Annotated in this window: 14 protein-coding genes; 6 read left to right on the plus strand and 8 right to left on the minus strand. The window is 38.8% G+C overall.

Translation table 11 applies throughout. The features are described 5' to 3' along the window. Positions 1 to 13 precede the first annotated feature (13 nt). The 5 genes from H5117_RS07505 to zapB all read right to left on the minus strand — a co-directional run bounded on the left by H5117_RS07505 (position 14) and on the right by zapB (position 3,715). The gene (locus H5117_RS07505) at positions 14 to 502 is read right to left on the minus strand and encodes a peptidylprolyl isomerase (RefSeq protein ID WP_002957860.1); all 489 of its coding nucleotides are present in this window, start codon (positions 500 to 502) and stop codon (positions 14 to 16) included. A 66-nt stretch (positions 503 to 568) separates the two neighbouring features. Further along, complete coding sequence (locus H5117_RS07510; protein WP_182712023.1) at positions 569 to 2,038, minus strand: LysM peptidoglycan-binding domain-containing protein; 1,470 nt, start codon at positions 2,036 to 2,038, stop codon at positions 569 to 571. A gap of 55 nt (positions 2,039 to 2,093) precedes the next feature. Further along, a complete protein-coding gene (locus H5117_RS07515; protein WP_182736941.1) occupies positions 2,094 to 3,116 on the minus strand; it encodes an MBL fold metallo-hydrolase in 1,023 nt (340 codons plus the stop codon). A 63-nt stretch (positions 3,117 to 3,179) separates the two neighbouring features. Further along, on the minus strand, positions 3,180 to 3,485 hold the full coding sequence (locus H5117_RS07520; protein WP_002957856.1) for a cell division protein ZapA: 306 nt from the start codon (positions 3,483 to 3,485) through the stop codon (positions 3,180 to 3,182). Next, positions 3,485 to 3,715 carry a cell division protein ZapB gene (gene zapB / locus H5117_RS07525; protein ID WP_002957855.1) on the minus strand — a complete coding sequence of 77 codons (231 nt, stop codon included), beginning with the start codon at positions 3,713 to 3,715 and terminating at the stop codon, positions 3,485 to 3,487. Before zapB ends, H5117_RS07520 begins: the two co-directional genes overlap by 1 nt. A 238-nt stretch (positions 3,716 to 3,953) precedes the next feature. On the opposite strand from zapB, the gene H5117_RS07530 reads away from it, so the two are divergent. Then, positions 3,954 to 4,793, plus strand: a complete 840-nt coding sequence (locus tag H5117_RS07530; RefSeq protein ID WP_182671457.1) for a 23S rRNA (adenine(2030)-N(6))-methyltransferase RlmJ — start codon at positions 3,954 to 3,956, stop codon at positions 4,791 to 4,793. A 107-nt stretch (positions 4,794 to 4,900) separates the two neighbouring features. Here the strand turns inward: H5117_RS07530 and H5117_RS07535 are convergent, their stop codons facing one another. From H5117_RS07535 to H5117_RS07545, 3 genes are all read right to left on the minus strand, one after another. Beyond that, complete coding sequence (locus H5117_RS07535; protein ID WP_024595822.1) at positions 4,901 to 5,719, minus strand: META domain-containing protein; 819 nt, start codon at positions 5,717 to 5,719, stop codon at positions 4,901 to 4,903. Between the two features lie 121 nt (positions 5,720 to 5,840). Continuing rightward, a complete protein-coding gene (locus H5117_RS07540; protein WP_007586451.1) occupies positions 5,841 to 6,407 on the minus strand; it encodes a PhnA domain-containing protein in 567 nt (188 codons plus the stop codon). Between the two features lie 78 nt (positions 6,408 to 6,485). Next, positions 6,486 to 7,235: an ABC transporter substrate-binding protein gene (locus H5117_RS07545; RefSeq protein ID WP_024595823.1), complete on the minus strand. Its 750-nt coding sequence runs from the start codon at positions 7,233 to 7,235 to the stop codon at positions 6,486 to 6,488. A 149-nt stretch (positions 7,236 to 7,384) separates the two neighbouring features. Here H5117_RS07545 and H5117_RS07550 point away from each other — a divergent pair, with 149 nt between their 5' ends. From H5117_RS07550 to H5117_RS07570, 5 genes are all read left to right on the plus strand, one after another. Further along, positions 7,385 to 8,650, plus strand: coding sequence for an EAL domain-containing protein (locus H5117_RS07550; RefSeq protein ID WP_182694109.1), 1,266 nt, complete (start codon positions 7,385 to 7,387; stop codon positions 8,648 to 8,650). A 2-nt stretch (positions 8,651 to 8,652) separates the two neighbouring features. Then, positions 8,653 to 9,267, plus strand: a complete 615-nt coding sequence (locus H5117_RS07555) for a paraquat-inducible protein A (RefSeq protein WP_149593780.1) — start codon at positions 8,653 to 8,655, stop codon at positions 9,265 to 9,267. A 94-nt stretch (positions 9,268 to 9,361) separates the two neighbouring features. Continuing rightward, on the plus strand, positions 9,362 to 9,724 hold the full coding sequence (locus tag H5117_RS07560) for a hypothetical protein (protein WP_259404276.1): 363 nt from the start codon (positions 9,362 to 9,364) through the stop codon (positions 9,722 to 9,724). Between the two features lie 257 nt (positions 9,725 to 9,981). Beyond that, positions 9,982 to 11,358 (plus strand): TolC family protein, encoded by a 1,377-nt coding sequence (locus H5117_RS07565; protein WP_182736944.1) that lies wholly within the window; start codon positions 9,982 to 9,984, stop codon positions 11,356 to 11,358. Then, positions 11,348 to 12,910 carry an efflux RND transporter periplasmic adaptor subunit gene (locus tag H5117_RS07570; protein ID WP_182736947.1) on the plus strand — a complete coding sequence of 521 codons (1,563 nt, stop codon included), beginning with the start codon at positions 11,348 to 11,350 and terminating at the stop codon, positions 12,908 to 12,910. Before H5117_RS07565 ends, H5117_RS07570 begins: the two co-directional genes overlap by 11 nt. Positions 12,911 to 12,914: the final 4 nt, after the last annotated feature.

A 12,914-nucleotide genomic window follows, 5' to 3' on the forward strand; every position in this document is an offset into this window, starting at 1 on the left:
CCTTTATCGCTAACTAGTGAGAGTGACCACAGCCGCCTTCAGCGTGCACATGTCCGTGAGAAACTTCTTCACTTGTTGCTTCACGTACAGATACAACTTCAACATCAAACGTTAGTGTTTTGCCCGCAAATGGGTGGTTTAAATCACAATCTGCGTTAAAACGACCAACCTTAACAATGGTAACCTGATGACGACCTTGGTTAGAGCTAACCATTGCTGTCATACCTGGTTTCCATACTTTAACGTCGCCTTGTAGATGCTTAAGCGGAATACGTTGAATTAAATCATCAACACGCTCGCCGTACGATTCACTTGGCTCTAGAGTTACACTAAATTTTTCGCCGGCTTCTTTACCTTCAAGTGCTTTTTCTAAACCAGGAAGCATGCCTTCGCTGCCATGAATGTAAGTAAGTGGCGCTTCGTTTGTGCTACTTTCAATTTGTTCGCCCGCTTCGCTAAGGGTGTAATGAAATTCAACTGCTGAATTTTTGCTAATTTGCATGCTTGTCTCTTCAAATAATAACTATGTTAGGGCGCAATTTTACGCGAAATATACTTGTTTATAAACTTAACGTGGCTGATTTAGTGTTTTTTGTAAATCTAGCAGTAAATCTTTTTTTATTGGTGCTGCTTTTTGCTTTTCAGCCTGTGGTATAAACAGTACTAATTGAGTGCCAGGCTTTAAAATACTTGATGCAGAGAGTTTGTTCCATTTTGCCAAGTCGCTATGAGGTACATCATAAAGCTGACTTATACTCCAAAGGCTATCGCCTGACTTAACTTCGTAATCTATTTCAATGGTGGGGATCGCAATCTCTTGGTGTTCTAAATAAGGGCTGATTTTGTAATCAACAGTTAATGTGCTTGGCAGAGTTTTAGGTTGTCCAACTAATAACTTTTCTCCAACACCTATTAAATTATTATTTTTATTATTAAGTTGTTTTAAAGCTTTTACAGACATACTAAAACGCCTGGCGATACTGTAAAGCGTATCGTTTTGTTTAACGATGTACTCTCCAGCAAAGTTTGATTTGAAGAACTGACTTTTTAATAATGCTTCTTGCCCTATAGGCAGCAGTAAAGTGTGCGGCCCGTTAGGTGAGCTTTGATTTTTTAAATATCCCTGATTAATAGCATGTAACTGCTTTGAACCTATACCAGAGAGCTTTGCAATGACTGAAAAGTCGAACTGCTGGCCTATATTCATCTGTGTTGTAAATGGTTTATATGCAAGCTTTGGACGTTTAATCCCTTTTTGTGGGTGTTTAACTAAATAACTTAAAGCGAGTAATTTGGGTACATAGTCAGCAGTTTCTTTTGGCAGACTGAGCGACCAGTAATCGGTGCTTTTACCGCGTTTTTTGTTTTTTTCGATTGCACGTTTAACACGGCCTTCACCACTATTATAAGCGGCCAAAGCATGTAGCCAATTACCATCAAAGCGTTTATGTAAGTAACTTAAGTAATCAAGTGCAGCATCGGTTGAAGCAAGTACGTCTTGGCGCCCGTCATACCATTGGTCTGACTTAACACCAAAGTGATGCGCCGTTGCGCCAACTAACTGCCAAACACCAACAGCTTGCTGTGATGAGGCTATTGTTGGTCTAAAATCGCTTTCTACAAATGGTAGTAATGCGAGCTCCATAGGTAATTGCTTTTGCTCAATTTTTTTTACGATGTGATACAGGTAAGGCGCTGCGCGTTTGCTCACCGTTTGTAAGTAGTTAGGTTGCTTTGCATACCAGCTGATACGCTTTTTTAAAGCGCGATTTTGATAAATCGTAAAGTGTAGATTATTGGCTATATGCACCCACAGATCGGTGGTTTTTGGTGGGCGCTTTTTTACGATTGTTTTTTTGAATTGAAGTGGCGTAACTGGCTCATTAACTTGAGGCGTTTGAGCTACTTCCTCGTCAATATCATAAGTATAGTCAGGCTCAAAATGAGTAAATATTTGTGGAGCGTCTTGTGGTTCTTGCTCCGTTGATTGACAACCAAATAACAAAATACCCAAACAACATAAAACCAAACTGCGCATAGTGATCACTTTTGTAAATTCCTTTTATTATTTTAACACAATCCGTTGTGTTGAGTTATTCTGCGCTTTTTGCGCGATTTAGGCCAGCTTGTAAAAAGAAGTTGCTCGATTTTATATTAAGCGCTTCTTGTTTATAAGGCTCAATAACTGATTCAGGAAACGATAGCATTAACTGCTCAATACTTTGATCTTTATTGTTTTTAACGTGCTCTGTTATGGCTGTTAAAAATGATAGTGGCTGTTTCAGCTGCTCTTTTGTTAATGTGCCGCCGTGGCCAGGTATAATAATAGTGAGCTTTTCGTCGTTAATATATTGCTTAAGCAACGTTTGCCAACTTTTAAGTTCACCGTGTCCAGGGTAAGGAAGCCAGTCAACGATATCGCCACCAATCAGCACACTGCCATTATTAGTAGTAATAGTTAAATCACCGTTAGTATGGGCTTGCTGCGGCTCAAGCGTTACCTCAAAACCACCAAGGTCGATAATTTTACGACTATTAATGACTATTTCGGGTTTGCTAAGCTGATACTCCTGCCAGCGAAAAAGTCGCTTTTTTGCAAGCTTTAACTTATCACGCCATTTAGGTTGCTCTTCTTTAGGGACATTCGCTAATCGTTGGTAGCTCAGCTCAATGCTCTTTTCATAGGTGTCTAGTTTGTCGGTATATGCTGTTTGGTAAAGGCTAAAATTTTTATTTACTTGCTGATGAACAACGAGCTTGGCATCAGGATAAAAATTTTGCATAACCGCCATACCGAGCAAGTGATCGTCATGGTAATGCGTGGCAACCAAATAGCATAAAGGTGTTTTAAGGCGTTTTTTTAAATCTTCAGCAAGTTGTTCAACTGCAGCAAAATTGGCACTCGTATCAACCAGTAGGGCACATTTTTCGCCTTCAATTAATACTTGGTTAGAGTCGTAAAAGCGAAGCTTGTCTTGTTGCTTTAAAAACTGAATATGAGGGTTTATTGTATTCCAAATAACGGCAGCGTAGGTGCTAGGTGCTATTGATAGTAAAGTGCATGACAATAGTAAGTGCTTACATGAAGAGGTTATGTTTGAAAGTTTTAACTTCATTTATTATCTCTACGCTGAGGTTTAATTACTTTAATAATAAACAAAAAGCGCAGTATGCGCTTTTTATTTTTGGTGTTTGGGGTCATTTGCCAAATGCTGACTGAGTTTATCAATCAATTGGTCTTGATGCTGTTGTTCAACTGTAGCCTGTGTTTTTGCTTCTAGCAATTCGTGGCTTAAGTTTAATGCTGCCATTAGTAGGGCTTTTTGATCGTTTCTAACGGTTGAGCGTTGTTTCATTTGCTCAACTAAGTCATTTAGATTTTTAGCTGCTGCTATTAATGCATCTTCCTGCCCTTCGGGGCAAGCAAATTGCTGCTCTTTACCTAGCAACTCAACAGTGACCCGCTGGTTTTGCAGCTCAGACATTAGCTAGCCTGTTGTGCGCTTTGTAATTTATCAAGAAGACCAGATAAAGTAGTGCTGGCATCTTTTTGCTTTTCTTCATTTTCTAAAGCTTCAAGCTGTAGTAATTCGTTTTCATCGCTTAGTTTAGTGTTCTGTTCTTTTAAAGTAGCAACATCTGTTTGTAATTGATTATTACGTTCGATTAAAGAATCGATCAGTTGTTCGAGTTGTTGAAGAGTAGTGTTGTTCATAAAGGCGCTCATATAACTGTAATTAATGTCATGCAAATGTAAAGCAAAGTGTGTTGATTTGCCAGCATTTACGGTGGTTTTAGCTGATTTTTCTTCTGCGTTAAGGGATAATTCAGCATATGAGCTTTTTCATTCAGAAATGGTTCACTTTAACACTCTCTTATCTTGGTGTAAGTTGCCAAAGCCTAGTGCTTATGGTTCACTTACGATATTAAATTGCGTATGGCGAAAATAAATAATGCTTAGTTACAGACACTCATTTCATGCGGGTAATCCTGCCGATGTACTTAAACATTTAGTACTGGCACAAGTACTAAATTACCAAACAATTAAAGATAAACCGCTTGATTATATAGACACGCATTCAGGTGCTGGCTTTTTTGAACTGGCAGCTGCTGATGCGCAAAAAACGCAAGAGTATCAAGATGGTATTGAAAAACTTTGGCAACATAAAAGTGAACATGCTGAGCTTAATGAGTACATTGAATTAATTAAGTCATTTAACGACACTGACGAACTTGCATTTTATCCGGGTTCACCAAAAATTGCAGAGCATTACTTGCGCCGCCAAGATAAGGGTTGGTTTTTTGAACTGCACCCGCGCGATTTATTATTACTTGAAGAAAATATGCAAGGTAAGCGCTCCATTCGTGTGCGCGGAGAAGATGGCTTTACCGGCTTAGTAGGATTATTACCACCAGCATCTCGCAGAGCGTGTGTGTTAATTGACCCTCCGTACGAAATTAAAGATGACTACGAAACGGTTGTAAAAACCTTAGTTAAAGCTCATCAGCGTTTTGCTACAGGTACTTATATGATTTGGTATCCGGTAGTAGACAGAGAGCGCATTGATAATATGGAGCAGGGCTTAATTGATTCAGGAATGCGCAACATTCAGCTATTTGAATTAGGCACTGAAGCGGACACTGACGTACACGGCATGACAGCATCTGGCATGATTGTGATTAACCCTCCATGGAAGCTAAAGCAAACAATGGATGCAATAATGCCTGAACTTGTTGATTTGTTGAGTGAGCCAAGTGGTTTTTACAGAAGTGAACAACTCGTTGATGAGTAGCTTTAAATAGTGCTTACAATGAATGATAAAATGCCCAGTTTTGCTGGGCATTTTATTTAAAATCAATACGAATGTGTTAGGTAACACATATATTAGGGAGCTAAATATTAATTAAAATAAACTGCGTTAAAAGTAGCAAGCGTATTACCGCTGTTGTTTTTAAGTTTTAGTGACTCGCCTGTAATTTCCCACTTTGAAGTATTGTTAAGTACGTTAGACATAGCTGCCTCTTGGTCCATATTCTCCGAACACATCTTTTTTGTACTCGCTAACTGACTAAGTGTAATTGTGTGCTGCTCGGTGCTATAACTTCCGCTAAAATTATTACAGCCTAAAAAGCCATTAACACGGTAGTCTTTATCGAACTGAATAAACGGCTCTTTAGTTCTAACATTTACTGTTTGAGCATTGATTGTTATTGCTTTCCAGTACGTGTTTGTAAGCGTTACGTCTGGCTTTTCAACGGATACTTTTGAAAGCTCAATTTTATAAGGGCCAGTTAGCTGTGATTCTCTAAATGGGTCGTTATTTGTGGTACTTGTGTAAAGTACTTTGTCTTTATTTATGATTCTGGCGCTTAGGCTATAGCGGTGTTTATCGTTAACTTTACTGGCATCATAAGTTAGCTCTACAGTAAATGGTGGGGCTTGGGTAATATCAATCACTTCTTGGGTTATTATATCTGCTTTTACATCCATTTTAGATACATCCGAAAGCGTAACTATTAACTGTGAACCGGGGCGAAGCATACTGCGATCTTTGTAGCTAACTTGGGTAGTTAGAGTCGATATTGATTTTGCTTGCTCTGTATTTTCAGTCGGCTTTGTTTGTTGATCACAACCGGTTATAGCAAAAGCGCTCAGTGCTAATAAACTAAGTCCTGTAAGTGCTTTTTTACGTGAATGTACTGCTTGATGCTTTTCCATGTTTGTTATCCTTACTCAATATTATCCCCCTAGTGTATTACCTAGTGACTTAATCATTCCTTAACTTATTTTAAACATAAAAAAAGGCGCATTAGCGCCTTTAATAATTAAAAACAAACGATTATTTTTTAACAAACTTAGTTAAAATAACTATGCGCTGGCCGTCAACTCGCCCTTCAATATGTTCAGGGTTGCTGGTTAGGCCAATATTACGAACAGCTGTTCCGCGTTTAGCTGTAAGGCTACTACCTTTAACGTCTAAGTCTTTAATTAGGGTAACAGTATCGCCTGCTTGAAGTACTACACCGTTGCTATCTACATGCTTTAAATCGTCATCTTCAGCAAGTGCTTTTTTAGCCCACGTTAGCGTATCTTCTTCAAGGTAAATCATGTCTAGCGCATCTTGTGCCCAGCCATTATCAGGCGCTAAACGCGAAAGCATTCTGTAAGCTACAACTTGTACTGCAGGAGTTTGGCTCCACATGCTATCGTTTAAACAGTGCCAATGCGTAGGCGTTATTTCGCTGTTATTCTCGATTTGATCTTTACATGTTTGACACGTGTAAATACATTTATCTGAGTGGGTTTCAGTTACCGGTGGTACTTCATAAACAGATAAGTTCTCGGTGGCTGCACACAATTCACATTGATTATTACTACGTTCGATTAAGGCTTTTTCAATACTCATGGGGCTCTTTCTGATTCTGGTCGAGTTAACATTTGCTGCTATTGTACTCCAAAACACGAGCTCTGCGCCATTAGTCCCTTAATTTTGTGTGGGTATATTACTCATATACTTATCTTCAATAGTTTTTATATATCCTTGAGCGTGAAGGTTTTTAATTGCTAGGTTTATCTGGGGCAATAATTCTTTGTGTTTGCTCAATAAGCGAATTCTTAAAAAACCATGGGAATGCTGTGCGCCAAAGGCAATGTTTATCCCTAACTGCTTTGCCCAATAGAGCGCAGTTAACTTACCTACTAGTGCAGCTTCTACACGGTTTCTTGATAGGGCTGTCATAAGTTCTTTTTCGGATGGAAAGTCAACACGCTCAAAGGTGTTGTCATTAAAGTAATAGTAACCTAGTACCGTTCCTATATTTTTACCCTTCAAGCTATCAGCGCTTTGCCAATGCTGGGCATTTTTAGGCAAGGTAACAATCATTTCTGTGGCATAAATAAGCGGCTCTGAAAAAACATAACGAGGGTCATTTCTCTCACTCTTTGAGAGCCATTCTAATGAAATAACATCAAAATCGATTATTTCATCTTGTAAATATTTGGTAATACGCTTTGTAGGTAGGTCGATATGAGAAGCTGCAATATTGGCATCATCGAGTACTTTTTCAATAATTTCGGGTAATATGCCAGGCTTTTCTGGATCATTTGTATAATATGGATAATGACTCCCTGACGCGCTGACATTATATTTGAGGGGAGTAGGATTAATGCTGGCATAGCTAAAAAATACAAATAGCAGAGGGCTCAGTACTAATAACCGAATAAAGTTAGTCAAATCTCTACCTTTTATATTAATATTTTATATTAGTGTTGTGTAATTTTAACGTTTTTGCAATGACGACTATATTTATCTTATGCGTGTTGCATTAAAGTACACATATTATTGGCTGTTTTGCCATCTTTTATTTATAGGTTTAGAGCCAAGTGAAATTACATAACATACCTGATGAAGTACAAAAAATAACTCAGTTTGTTGCGCGGCAACCTATTTTTGATATAGACCAGAATGTTTTCTCGTACGAATTGCTTTATAGAGACTCAGCCAATAATGCGTTTCCTGTAGGCACTTCTGATGTCCATGCGACAAGCCGCCTATTTTTTAATGCTTTAATGTTGGTTGGTTTAGATAGACTTACCGCACATCATTTAGCTTTTATAAACTTGTCATCAGAAACTATTCTCGATAACTTCCCCAAACTTTTATTGCCAGAAAATAGTGTTATTGAAATAGTGGAGCGCACGGGTAATATTCCTGCGGTGGCTGAGCGTGTGCAAGAACTTAAAAAAGAAGGCTATGTTTTTGCACTTGATGATTACGATGGCGATCCAAAATGGGAGCCACTGTTAGCACATGTTGATTACATAAAAATTGAGATAGATGATCCGGTTATTAAAACCAATATGCGCATTAAAAAAATAAAACGCGCAAATCCACATGCAAAAATAATTGTTGAACGAATAGAGACGCATGAACAATTTAATGTATTAAAACTGGCTGGCTGCGATTTATTTCAAGGGTTCTTTTTTTCTCGCCCAGAAATGATTACGTATAAAGGTGTAGAGCCTTCTAAGCTAACCGTTTTTGATCTATTGCGTTTTACAGCAAAAGAAACACTTTGCTTTAAAGAAGTTCATCAACGAGTGGCCAGAGATGTCGCCATAACAGCGAGGGTTTTAAAGCTAGCTAACGCGCGTTCAGGCAAAGCAAATTTAGTCATTACGTCTATTTCACAAGCGGTTATTTATTTAGGTGAAGACACAATTAGGCAATTTGTACGTGTTTTAGCAATTAGTGAGTTGGGGGTCGAAAAGCCAACAGAATTAACTAAGCTTGCTTTAACGCGGGCTCAATTTATGTCGCTAATATTGGAGCAAAATAATAAAGAGTTGACCGAGCAAGGGTATCTGGTGGGGTTGTTCTCGGTGCTTGATGCTATTTTAGATGCTGAATTAAAAGACATAGTTAAAGAGTTTACTTTAGATGCTGCAATATCTGATGCGTTACTATTAGAGAGCGGCATTTTAGGGAACTGTTTATCGCTTATAAAAGAGTTTGAATTAGATAATATAGATGAAGCTATGGTCCATTTGGCCAACATAAACTCAGAGCTGCACATTGGCGATATATTTAATTTTTTATTGGATGCTGTTTTATACAGTGATGACATTATTGAGGCAATAGCAGAATAAATATGCGTAATTGGTTGTCGGTTATAAGTGTAGTGGTTGCTCTTTGTTTATTGTTTCCTGGTATTACAAAACCAGTATTAACAATAGAGGGCAACATAGATAAATCAAAATTAGCGCAAGCGGGCATTGAAATGCTTGCTGAAGAGGGTGATGGTCGGACTCGTAGCATGCTAATGATGTTCTCGAATATGCTAGGGCTTGATAAGTTAGAGGGCGAGATTAGCGCCTATAACAAAACACAAAGTATTTTAGGCACAGTTAAAGAGCTTGCTAGCAATAATAATTTATTTGTAGCTGCTTTAGTGGGGTTGTTTTCTATTGTTATTCCAAGCTTGAAGCTGCTATTACAATTGCTTTATTGTTGCCTACCTTTGAATGGGTTTAAGCAAAAGCTCGGTCTGGTTATTTGTGCATTAAGTAAGTGGAGCATGGTTGATGTATTTGTTATTGCATTAATAGTGACTTACCTAGCAGGTAACGCTCATGGTAAAAGTGGTGAGCTACTTGTTATGAATGCACAATTTGGTGAGGGTTTTTGGTATTTTAGCGCATATTGTATATTTGCAATTATCGCGAGTAACTTAATTAAAACACCTGATAAACCGCAGTCTAAATAATTAAAGTATTTGTGGTTGCCGTTAGGTTATCTTACAATCATTTTAAAATTTATTAAAAGGCATAATGTTGCAACGTTTTTACTCTAGTTTACTCATGATAACTTTACTGCTCACTTTTGTGGGTCAGGCAGTTGCGTCTGTAGCTATGGTATGCGAAATGCCACATTTGCCAACGAAAACATCAACGCATGCCCAAATGCCAATGACACACAGTAGTGATGCAACAGCTGTTGCTAGCATGTCTGAAAATATGATGCAGATGGATTGTTGCGACGACGAAAGTACGCCACAAAATGATTGCCAATGCCCTATCAGTGGCTGCGCTGCTAATTCAATGCTTAGTGTTGATACTTTATTTAGCGTTACTTTACTTGAATCTGAAAAAGTAAATATAAGTGTATTTACTACACAAATTAATATACCTCGTTCACTCTACCGCCCTCCTATGTCTGCTTAATAGCAGGATAGGTGTAATATCAATTTTATTGAAAACATGCTCATTCTAGGAACTAAATACCTCTCTAACTGCGTTAAAAATTACTTATATAAAGCAACTATACTGCGTAATTTTTTCCTTGTTATAGAGCAATTTTCCTACCGCAATAATAGATCATTAATTCAATGCAATTGATATAAAAGGTTTTTGTAAAACTCCTAAACACCTTTTTTGCTTCTTAATTTAAGAATTTCTTTTATTTTTAGATGGAGCAGGTGATGAACCACGCTGTAAGTATTAAAGCCGTATTATGTAGTGTTGTGTTATTTAGCACAGCTGTTAATGCGCAAAATAATTCAAATAACCTAAATATCGATACGCTAAAGCAAGCCCGCGATGAGCAAACGCTTAGCTTAACGCAAGCGCTTAATTATGCACTAACGCATGAGCCATGGCTAAAAGCGAGTGGCTACCAAGAAGATGCCGCAATAGCACAAAGTATTGCCGCAGGCACCTTACCCGATCCTGTTTTAACGGTTGGCTTACTTAACTTACCTACTAACGGTTATGCGTTTGATAAAGAAGGGATGACGCAGCTTAAAGTCGATTTGAGCCAAAAGTTTAGCCGAGGGAATAGTTTAGCGCTTAAACAAAAGGCATTAGCTCAGTCTGCTCAACAATATTCTTGGCAGCGCGCCGATCGCTTAGCACAAGTAAAAGCAATTGTGATTGAGTCGTGGTTAAACGCGTATCGTGCTCAGCGAAGTATTGCTTTAATTGAGCAAGATAAAGGGCTATTTACTCAGCTTATTGAAGTTACCGAAGCAAGCTACGCAAGTACCTTAGGTAAAACACGCCAGCAAGATATTATTCGTGCGCAATTAGAACTCACTCGCCTTGAAGATAAGTTGGTTATGCTTGAGCAGCAATTTGAAAGTGCTAAAAACCGTTTAGCACAGTGGTTACCTATGAATATGCTTATGCAGCCTTTAAATGCCGAATTTACTAAAACCACAGGGCTGGTTGATTTTGCAAACCTTGAATTTGATAAATTAATACAGTTGCTTATGGCGCATCCCGCAATTATTGCGATAGAAAAAACCGTCACCGCAAAGCAAACCGAAGTTGCACTCGCCAAGCAAAGTTACAAACCTCAAATGGGCGTTAATGTGGGTTATGGTTACCGAGATGAAACGCCTATGGGGGAGTCGCGAGCTGATTTACTTTCAGTAGGATTTAGCATTGATTTGCCATTGTTTACTGATAACAGACAAGATCAACAGGTTAAATCGGCTATTGCTAGTGCAGAAGCTACTAAAACACAAAAGCTGGTGGCGCTTCAAAAACTCAAAGGCATGTACTTTAAAGAGTTTAGCCAACTCGCTCGTTTGCAAAAACGCGATGCGCTTTATCAAAATACGTTATTACCGCAAATGTCAGAGCAATCTCAAGCAACACTTAATGCTTATACGCGCGACGATGGGGATTTTTCTGACGTGATGCGCGCGCGCATTGGTGAACTTAACGCCAAAATAGACGCGCTTAATATTCAAGTAGAACAGCATATTATTACCGCTCGCCTTAATTATTATGCAAGTAGCTTAGACCCCCAAGTAATGAGCGATAAAACTGGAGAATTACATAATGAATACTAATTTAAAGTTACTTGTTGCTGCCTTAGTCGGTGCGGGCGCATTTGCGTTAATTGGCGCCTTAGTGATGCAGTTTTTACCTAGCAGCTCGGCAATGAATGAACAGCAAAGTGCTGAAAAACAGCCCTTATATTGGGTAGCCCCTATGGATAGTAATTACAGGCGTGACGCGCCAGGGCTGTCGCCAATGGGAATGGATTTAGTCCCTGTATATGAAAGCGATAGCAACGCTCAGGATGGACCAGGTGCAGTAACTATTTCGCCTGCAGTCATCAATAACTTGGGTGTAAGAACTGCCAAAGTAGAGCTTAAAACACTTCACAGCGATATAAATACTGTGGGTTATGTGCAATATAACCAAGACCAACTTATTCACATTCATCCGCGTGTAGAGGGCTGGATTGAAAGTTTATATGTTAAAGCGCAAGGTGCACAAGTTAAAGCCGGTGAGCCTTTATATACTTTGTATTCCCCACAATTGGTGAATGCACAGGAAGAATTTTTACTGGCGGTTAATCGTGATAATACCGTGTTAATTCGCGCAGCAAAGGCACGTTTAGAGTCGTTAAATGTGTCTGATGGATTTATCGAGCGCTTACAAAAAAATAAAAAGATAATGCAAAATATTACTTTTTACGCAAAGCAAAGTGGTGTGGTAGATGAGCTAACAGTACGAGAAGGCTTTTACGTTAAACCAGGCACATCAATGATGAGTATTGCTCAGCTTGATGAAATTTGGGTAGAGGCAGAAGTGTTTGAACGCCAATCAGAACAAGTGAGCGTGGGCTTGCCCGTTACAATGACGCTTGATTACTTAAAAGGTCAAAAGTGGGAAGGTAAGGTTGATTACATTTACCCCGCGCTTGATGCTAAAAACCGAACGCTGCGTGTAAGACTCAGGTTTGAAAATGCAGATCATCGGTTAAAACCAAATATGTTTGCACAAGTGAGCATTCACGCTAAGGCGAGTAAAGCGCAATTTACAGTCCCTAAAGAAGCGGTAATTCGCACGCAGCATCAAAACCGTGTGGTTATTGCATTAGGTGAGGGTCGTTTTAAATCGGTAGAAGTCGAAGTTGGGCAAATTAATAGTAATGAAGCGGTCATTTTGTCAGGTGTAAAGACAGGTGACACGGTAGTGACCTCAGCGCAATTTTTAATAGATTCTGAGTCAAGTAAGAGCTCCGACTTTAAACGAATGGAAATACCTAGTTCTGGTATCAGCTCAGGTATGAGTTCGGATTCTGGTTCAGACTCAAATATGAACATGGATATGCAGCCACAAAGCGCCACGGTTAACGGCACTATTAATGCCATAGATACACAAAATCGCATTATTAATATTAGTCGAGAGGCCATTGAAAAATGGAATCGAGAACCCGCCACAATGGACTTTGTATTAGCGCCAGATATTGATATTAGTCAGTTTGAAAATGCCCAGTATATTAATTTTACTTTTAGCATTATTAACGATGAATTTGTAATTACTAAAGCGCAAAACGCAGAGCTGATTGATCATTCTACTATGCAACCTATGCAACACAGTTCTCACTAGGAGC

It is taken from the genome of Pseudoalteromonas sp. SG45-1 (assembly GCF_014164135.1).
Classification (GTDB): Bacteria; Pseudomonadota; Gammaproteobacteria; order Enterobacterales; family Alteromonadaceae; genus Pseudoalteromonas; species Pseudoalteromonas distincta.

Bases quoted from the DNA above. Each gene is read 5' to 3' on its own strand.
- H5117_RS07505 (WP_002957860.1), bottom strand. From the start codon at position 502: ATGCAAATTAGCAAAAATTCAGCAGTTGAATTTCATTACACCCTTAGC.
- H5117_RS07510 (WP_182712023.1), bottom strand. From the start codon at position 2,038: ATGCGCAGTTTGGTTTTATGTTGTTTGGGTATTTTGTTATTTGGTTGT.
- H5117_RS07515 (WP_182736941.1), bottom strand. From the start codon at position 3,116: ATGAAGTTAAAACTTTCAAACATAACCTCTTCATGTAAGCACTTACTA.
- H5117_RS07520 (WP_002957856.1), bottom strand. From the start codon at position 3,485: ATGTCTGAGCTGCAAAACCAGCGGGTCACTGTTGAGTTGCTAGGTAAA.
- zapB (WP_002957855.1), bottom strand. From the start codon at position 3,715: ATGAACAACACTACTCTTCAACAACTCGAACAACTGATCGATTCTTTA.
- H5117_RS07530 (WP_182671457.1), top strand. From the start codon at position 3,954: ATGCTTAGTTACAGACACTCATTTCATGCGGGTAATCCTGCCGATGTA.
- H5117_RS07535 (WP_024595822.1), bottom strand. From the start codon at position 5,719: ATGGAAAAGCATCAAGCAGTACATTCACGTAAAAAAGCACTTACAGGA.
- H5117_RS07540 (WP_007586451.1), bottom strand. From the start codon at position 6,407: ATGAGTATTGAAAAAGCCTTAATCGAACGTAGTAATAATCAATGTGAA.
- H5117_RS07555 (WP_149593780.1), top strand. From the start codon at position 8,653: ATGCGTAATTGGTTGTCGGTTATAAGTGTAGTGGTTGCTCTTTGTTTA.
- H5117_RS07560 (WP_259404276.1), top strand. From the start codon at position 9,362: ATGATAACTTTACTGCTCACTTTTGTGGGTCAGGCAGTTGCGTCTGTA.
- H5117_RS07565 (WP_182736944.1), top strand. From the start codon at position 9,982: ATGAACCACGCTGTAAGTATTAAAGCCGTATTATGTAGTGTTGTGTTA.
- H5117_RS07570 (WP_182736947.1), top strand. From the start codon at position 11,348: ATGAATACTAATTTAAAGTTACTTGTTGCTGCCTTAGTCGGTGCGGGC.